Raw genomic sequence first — 6,528 nt, forward strand, 5'->3', positions numbered from 1 at the left:
CTATTTCCCCGTGATGTAGCCGGGGATCGCGACCCAGCGCTCGAGGAAGCGCATTGCGGTCACGACAACGGCGTTGACGAGGAGATAGAGGATGGTCGCGGCGGTGAAGGCCTCGAACACCTGGAACGAGAATTCCTGCATCGAGCGCGCCTGCCCGGTCAATTCCAGCAGGCCGATGGTGATGGCCACCGCGGTGTTCTTGATGGTGTTGAGAAACTCGGAGGTCAGCGGCGGCAGGATGATGCGGAACGCCATCGGCAGCAGCACGTAGCGATAGCCCTGCACGGTCGTCAGGCCCAGCGCGGTCGCCGCCATCCGCTGCCCGCGCGGCAGCGAGCCGATGCCGGCCTGCAATTGCACGGCGACGCGCGCCGACATGAACAGGCCGACGCCGATCGCCGCCGTCCAGAACGGCGCGTTCGGCAGTTGCTTCAGCCACAGACCGGCGGCCTTCGGCAGCATTTCCGGCAGCACGAAGAACCACAGGAAGAGCTGCACCAGCAGCGGCATGTTGCGGAAGAACTCGACCCAGCAAAAGCCGAACCAGTAGGCGGCCTTCGACGGCAGCGTGCGCATCACGCCGACGATCGAGCCGGTGATCAGCGCGATGATCCAGGCCAGCACCGCGGTCTCGAGCGTCAGCACCAGTCCCGACAACAGCATGTCGAGATAGGTGCCTGTGCCCATCGGGTTCGGCTGGAAGAAAATTCCCCAGTTCCAGTTGTAGTTCACGAGTCCCCCGCGCGAACGCGACAATCACAGATACTGTTAGCGTCTATGCAAATGTCCGGCCATTCCCTCTCCAGAATGGCCGGACAATGCTCCTGATCCCTTGGGACCGAGGCTTACTTATAGTCGTCCGGGTTCGGCGAGTCCGACGGCTTGGCGAACTCGTTCTTCAATTCGGCCGAGATCGGCGTGTTGAGGTTCAGGCCCTTCGGCGGGATTTTGGCGGTGAACCACTTGTCGTAGATCTTCTGGCCCTCGCCGCTGGTGTAGAGCGCCGCGGTCGCCGCATCCACCACCTTCTTGAAGGCAGCATCGTCCTTGCGCAGCATGATGCCGTAGGGCTCGGGCTTGGAGAACGCGTCCTTGGAGACTTCATAATCGGCCGGGCTCTTCGAGCCGGCGACGAGGCTTGCGAGCAGGATGTCGTCCATCACGAAGGCGACGGCGCGATCGGTCTCCACCATCAGGAAGGCTTCGGCGTGGTCCTTGGCCGGAATGATGTTGGCGCCCAGGCCCTTCGCGACGTTGGCTTCGGTGAGCTGCTTGATGTTCGTGGTCCCGGCGGTCGAGACCACCGTCTTGCCCTTCAGATCGTCGATCGACTTGAGGCCGCTCGACTTCTTGTAGACGTAGCGGCTCGCGGTCAGGAAGTGGGTGTTGGTGAAGGCGACCTGTTTCTGCCGCTCGGCATTGTTGGTGGTCGAGCCGCATTCGAGGTCGATGGTGCCATTGGCCATCAGCGGAATGCGGGTGGCCGAGGTCACCGGGTTGAGCTTGACCTCGAGCTTGTCGAGCTTGAGCTCCTTCTTCACGGCGTCGACGATCTTGTAGCAGATGTCCATCGCAAACCCGACGGGCTTCTGGTTGTCGTCGAGATAGGAGAACGGGATCGAGGAATCGCGGAAGCCAAGCGTGATGGCCCCGGTATCCTTGATGTTCTTGAGCGTGCCGGTCAGCTCCTCGGCACTGGCCTGGCTCACGACCATAGTGGCGGCGAGCGCGAGGCCGAAGTTACGGAAATGTTTCACTTTTTTCTCCCCTTACGGAATGGCGGCCGGATGCTTGCATAAATCGGGCCGGATTAGAATGTGACTTTCGGAGCCCTTCACCTAGCCGAGCGGACGGGGTAGCTCCCCGAGGTCCCAGAACAGACCGGCCATGACGGTCAGCGCCTCCTCTGTCAATGGCATCAGGATGTGCTCGTTTGGCGCATGCTGGGAGCAGCCGGGATAGGAATGCGGCACCCAGATCGTCGGCAGGCCCAAAATCTCGGAGAACACGTCGTTCGGCAATGAGCCGCCGAAATTCGGCAGGATCGCCGGCGCTTTGCCGGTCGTCGCTTGCACGGAGTCCGCGGCCCATTTGATCCAGGGGCTGTCGAAATCGGTGCGCGAGGCGGCAAAGCTCTGCGCCGCCCGCACCTCGACCATCGGAAATCCCTTTGCGGCGAGATGGGCGCGGATCGCGTCGATCATACCGTCGATCTTCGTGCCGACCACGAAGCGCAGTTGCAGCACGGCGTTGGCGTGGCCGGGAATCGCATTTGCCGGCTTCTCGATGTTGCCCGACGACATCGCCAGCACTTCGAGTGTGTTCCAGGCATAGAGCCGCTCCGCTGCCGACAATCCGTCCTCGCCCCAGTTTTCGGCGAGCGTAGGCTCGTCTTCCGTCGGCTCGACTTTAACGTCAGCAAGGATGGTGCGGATCTGGTTCGTGAGGCGCGGCGGCTTCAGGGCCTCGAGCTGGAGGCGGCCATGGCCGTCGACCAGCGTGGAAATCGCGTTCACCAGGATCGTCGCCGGGTTGGCGAGCACGCCACCCCAATTGCCTGAGTGATTTCCGCCATCGCGCAGGTTGACGTCGAGGTGGATGCGGATGCCGCCGCGGCAGCCGAGGAACAGCGTCGGGCGATCCGCCGACAGGCGCGGCCCGTCGGAGGCCATGAAGAGATCGGCCTTCAGCGCCTCGCGGTTGAGATCGCAGACCTTGCCGAGATCGGGCGAGCCGATCTCCTCGCCCATCTCGACGACGAATTTGGCGTTGAAGCCGAGCTTGCCGCCGCGTGCCGCGCGCACCGCGCGAAGTGCGGCCATGTTGATGCTGTGCTGGCCCTTGTTGTCGGCGGTGCCGCGTCCATAGACGCGAATACCTGATGTCGTCGTGCGCCAGGGATCGCGATTGTCGCGCCACTCGCCCTCCATGCCGTCGACGACGTCGCCATGGCCATAGATCAGAACGGTCGGCGCGGACGCGCTCTCGATATGCTCGGCAATCAGGAACGGCGCCTTGCCGCTCGGCGATTCCACCAGCCGGCTCGCGAAGTCGAGCGCGGCAAAGGCAGGCTGCATCTCCTGTTCCAGATAGGCACGCAGCTCGGCGCCGCGCGAGGCGCTCTGGCTCTCGGTGCGATAGGCGACGCGGCGGTCGAGCTCTGCGAGGAACGCCCCGGATGAGAAATCCTCACGGGCGCGGGCGATGGCGTCGGCTCTGGTCATTTCGTTCTTTGTCAAGCCTGGATTTGGAACAAGCGTAGCGGGATACGCCGTCTTTCGGAAGTGGCGGGGGTTGGCAATTGACTCTTGCTAATGGCCGGAGCTTCTTGAATTTGGCCCTTGCCGAGAGCAAGCCGGATGCAAGAACTTGGCCAACTGCCCGGCACCGATAGCATCGAGGCAAGTCCAGGTATAGTGGCGCCGAGGGACAAGCATGGCAAAAGAAATTCGGCTCAACGCCTTTGCGATGAATTGCGTCGCGCATCAATCGCCGGGCCTGTGGACCCATCCGCGCGACCGCACCGCCGAATACAATCGCCTGCCCTACTGGATCGATCTGGCGAAGACGCTGGAGCGCGGCCGCTTCGACGGCTTGTTCCTGGCCGACGTGCTCGGCGTCTATGACGTCTATGGCAACAGCCCCGATGCCGCACTACGCAACGCAGCGCAAACGCCGTCGAACGAGCCGCTGCTGCTGCTCTCGGCGATGGCCGCGGTGACGCAGAATCTCGGTTTTGGCGTTACCTCCAACCTCTCCTTCGAGCCGCCCTATCCCTTCGCGCGGCGGATGTCGACGCTCGACCATCTGACCGAGGGGCGGATCGGCTGGAACGTCGTCACCGGCTATCTCGACAGCGCGGCGCGCGCCGCCGGCAAGGACAAGCAGACCGCGCATGATGATCGCTACGACATTGCCGACGAATATATGGAGGTCGTCTACAAGCTCTGGGAAGGAAGCTGGGAGGATGATGCGGTGCTGCGCGACCGCGCGCGCGGCATCTTCACCGATCCGGCAAAGGTGCATCGCGTCGCGCATGAGGGCAGGAATTTCCGGCTCAACAACACGATTCATCTGAGCGAGCCGTCGCCGCAACGCACGCCCGTGCTCTACCAGGCCGGCACCTCGCCGCGCGGCCGGCAGTTCGCGGCCCAGCATGCCGAATGCGTGTTCATGTCCGGACCATCCGCGAAGGTGATCGCACCGCGCGTTGCTGCCATCCGTCAGACGGCGGCCGAGCTCGGGCGCAACCCGGCCGAGATCCTGATGTTCTCGATGATGACGCTGATCCTCGGGCGGACCGAGACTGAGGCGAAGGAGAAATACGCCGACTACCGCCGCCACATCAGCCCCGAAGGCGCACTGGCCCTGATGTCCGGTTGGACCGGCGTCGATTTTTCCGGCTACGAGCTCGATCAGCAGGTCCGTCACGTGCAGAACGATGCCGGCCGCAGCGCGATGGACAACGTCACCCGCGCCGATCCCGATCGCGTCTGGACCGTGCGCAACGTCATCGAGCATGTCGGCATCGGCGGTGCCGGCCCGGTCGTGGTGGGAACGCCGGAGATGGTCGCCGACAGGATCGAGGAATGGTTCGAGGCCACCGACGTCGACGGGCTGAACGTAGCGTTTGCGATCTCGCCCGGCGATTTCGAGGATATCGCCGACATGCTGGTGCCGGAGCTGACCCGGCGCGGCCGCTACAAGGCGGAGTACGCGAAGGGCACGCTGCGGGAAAAACTGTTCGGAGGAGGCCGCGCCCGGCTCACCGCGCCGCACCCGGCCGCGGGTTATCGGGTGGGGAGGAAAGGGTAGGCTGGCTACTTTGCATGGGGTTGTTTTTCAGATTTTTGTCTCGATTGCGGGTCCTGGCTTTCGCCAGGACGACATTGGGGAAGCCTCGTACCCTACACCTTCCCGTCCACCATCACCTCGATCAGCTTGGTGCCGGGGCGGTTGAAGGCGGACGACAGCGTGGACTTCAACTCGGCAGGATCGTTCACCCTGATCGCCTCGCATCCCAGTGACCGCGCGATCCCGGCAAAATCCACCGGCGGGTCGACGAAATCCATGCCGACGTAATTGTCATCGCCGTGGAAGGCGAGCAGGCGTTGCTTGATGATGCGGTAGCCACCATTGTTGGCGATCACGATCGTCAACGGCAGCTTGTGGTGGGCGGCGGTCCAGAGCGACTGGATCGAATACATCGCGCTTCCATCGCCGGAGAAGCAGACCACAGGCCGCATTGGGTTGGCCAGGCTGATGCCGACGGAGGCCGGCAGGCCCCAGCCGATGCCGCCGGAGGCAAGGCCGTGATAGCCGTAGCGGTCGCGATGCGGGCGCAGGCTCGCGATCTGGCGGCCGGAGGTGAGGCCCTCATCCACGAGGATGGCGTTGTCGGGCATCGCCTCGACCATTTGCAACGTCAGCCAGTCGGGGTCGATAGGCGAGCGGTCCCTCGCCTTCGTGATCTGCTCGACCAGCGCGGCGCGGCGTGCGGTCCAGTTCTTCGGCGCAAGTTCGGCGAGACGTTCTTTCGCGCGCCGCTCCAGCGCCGCGCCACCCATTTCCTTGAGCACCGGCATCAACGCGCGCAGCGTTTCCCTCACGTCAGCCTTGAGCGCGATCTCCGCGCCAAAATTCTTGGCGATCTCCCAATCGGCGAGACCAACCTGCACGATGGATAGTCCATCCGGCAGCGGGTCGACCTCGCTGTAGACCGACATCCGCAACGGATCGCCGCCCAGCGCGATGAGCAGATCGTAAGACGCAAGCGTATCGCGCGCCACCTTCTGGAGGCGCGCAAGCGTACCGACGAAACTCGGGCTCTCGGAGAGAAAATGCGCGCCATAGGCCGTGGACGATTGATAGGCGGCTGCCCCCAAGAGCTCCGCGAGTGAGGCGGCTTCCTTCAGCGCGTCGCTCTTGACCACCTCGTCCATCGTGACGATGACGGGACGCTCGGCCTTCAGGAGTCGTGCGGCGAATGCCTTCAACGCCTCATCAGACGGCCTTGTGTGCGCATCGATGCGGGTGGAACGGCTAAGATCAATGCCCGCTTCGCTATTGAGGATGTCGCCGGGCAACGAGATAAACACGGGGCCGGTCGGCGGCGTGGTCGCGACCTTGGCGGCGCGGCGCACGATGCGCGGCAGGTCCTCCAGGCGCGTCACCTCGACCGCCCATTTCACCAACGGTTCGGCCATCCGCACCAAAGGCCCATAAAGCACCGGCTCCATCAGGCCATGCCCCTGCTCCTGCTGGCCTGCGGTCAAAATCATCGGCGTGCCCGTGAACTGCGCGTTGTAGAGCGAGCCCATGGCATTGCCGAGGCCGGGCGCGACATGGACGTTGCAGGCGACAAGTTGTCCGGAGGCGCGGCTGAAGCCGTCGGCGATCGCAACCACCAGGCTTTCCTGCATCGCCATCACATAGGTGAGATCGAGATGGTCCTTCAGCGCATGCATGATCGGCAATTCGGTGGTGCCGGGATTCCCGAACAGATGCGTGATGCCTTCGTCCTTGAGC

5 protein-coding genes are annotated in these 6,528 nt (G+C 63.7%); 1 reads left to right on the top strand and 4 read right to left on the bottom strand.

Annotated elements, in window-relative coordinates:
* The 3 genes from SO139_RS14655 to SO139_RS14665 form a co-directional block, all read right to left on the bottom strand.
* Positions 1-732 (bottom strand): amino acid ABC transporter permease, encoded by a 732-nt coding sequence (locus tag SO139_RS14655; protein ID WP_449377505.1) that lies wholly within the window; start codon positions 730-732, stop codon positions 1-3.
* 113 nt (positions 733-845) lie between these two features.
* Positions 846-1,757 (bottom strand): amino acid ABC transporter substrate-binding protein, encoded by a 912-nt coding sequence (locus tag SO139_RS14660; protein ID WP_449377506.1) that lies wholly within the window; start codon positions 1,755-1,757, stop codon positions 846-848.
* A gap of 81 nt (positions 1,758-1,838) precedes the next feature.
* Positions 1,839-3,224 (bottom strand): M20 family metallopeptidase, encoded by a 1,386-nt coding sequence (locus SO139_RS14665; protein ID WP_449377507.1) that lies wholly within the window; start codon positions 3,222-3,224, stop codon positions 1,839-1,841.
* A 211-nt stretch (positions 3,225-3,435) separates the two neighbouring features.
* On the opposite strand from SO139_RS14665, the gene SO139_RS14670 reads away from it, so the two are divergent.
* Positions 3,436-4,815: an LLM class flavin-dependent oxidoreductase gene (locus tag SO139_RS14670; protein ID WP_449377508.1), complete on the top strand. Its 1,380-nt coding sequence runs from the start codon at positions 3,436-3,438 to the stop codon at positions 4,813-4,815.
* A 92-nt stretch (positions 4,816-4,907) separates the two neighbouring features.
* Here the strand turns inward: SO139_RS14670 and SO139_RS14675 are convergent.
* Positions 4,908-6,528: thiamine pyrophosphate-binding protein (locus tag SO139_RS14675; RefSeq protein WP_498540181.1), on the bottom strand; the 1,621-nt coding region annotated here is incomplete at its 5' end.

This window comes from Bradyrhizobium sp. UFLA05-89 (genome assembly GCF_059803475.1).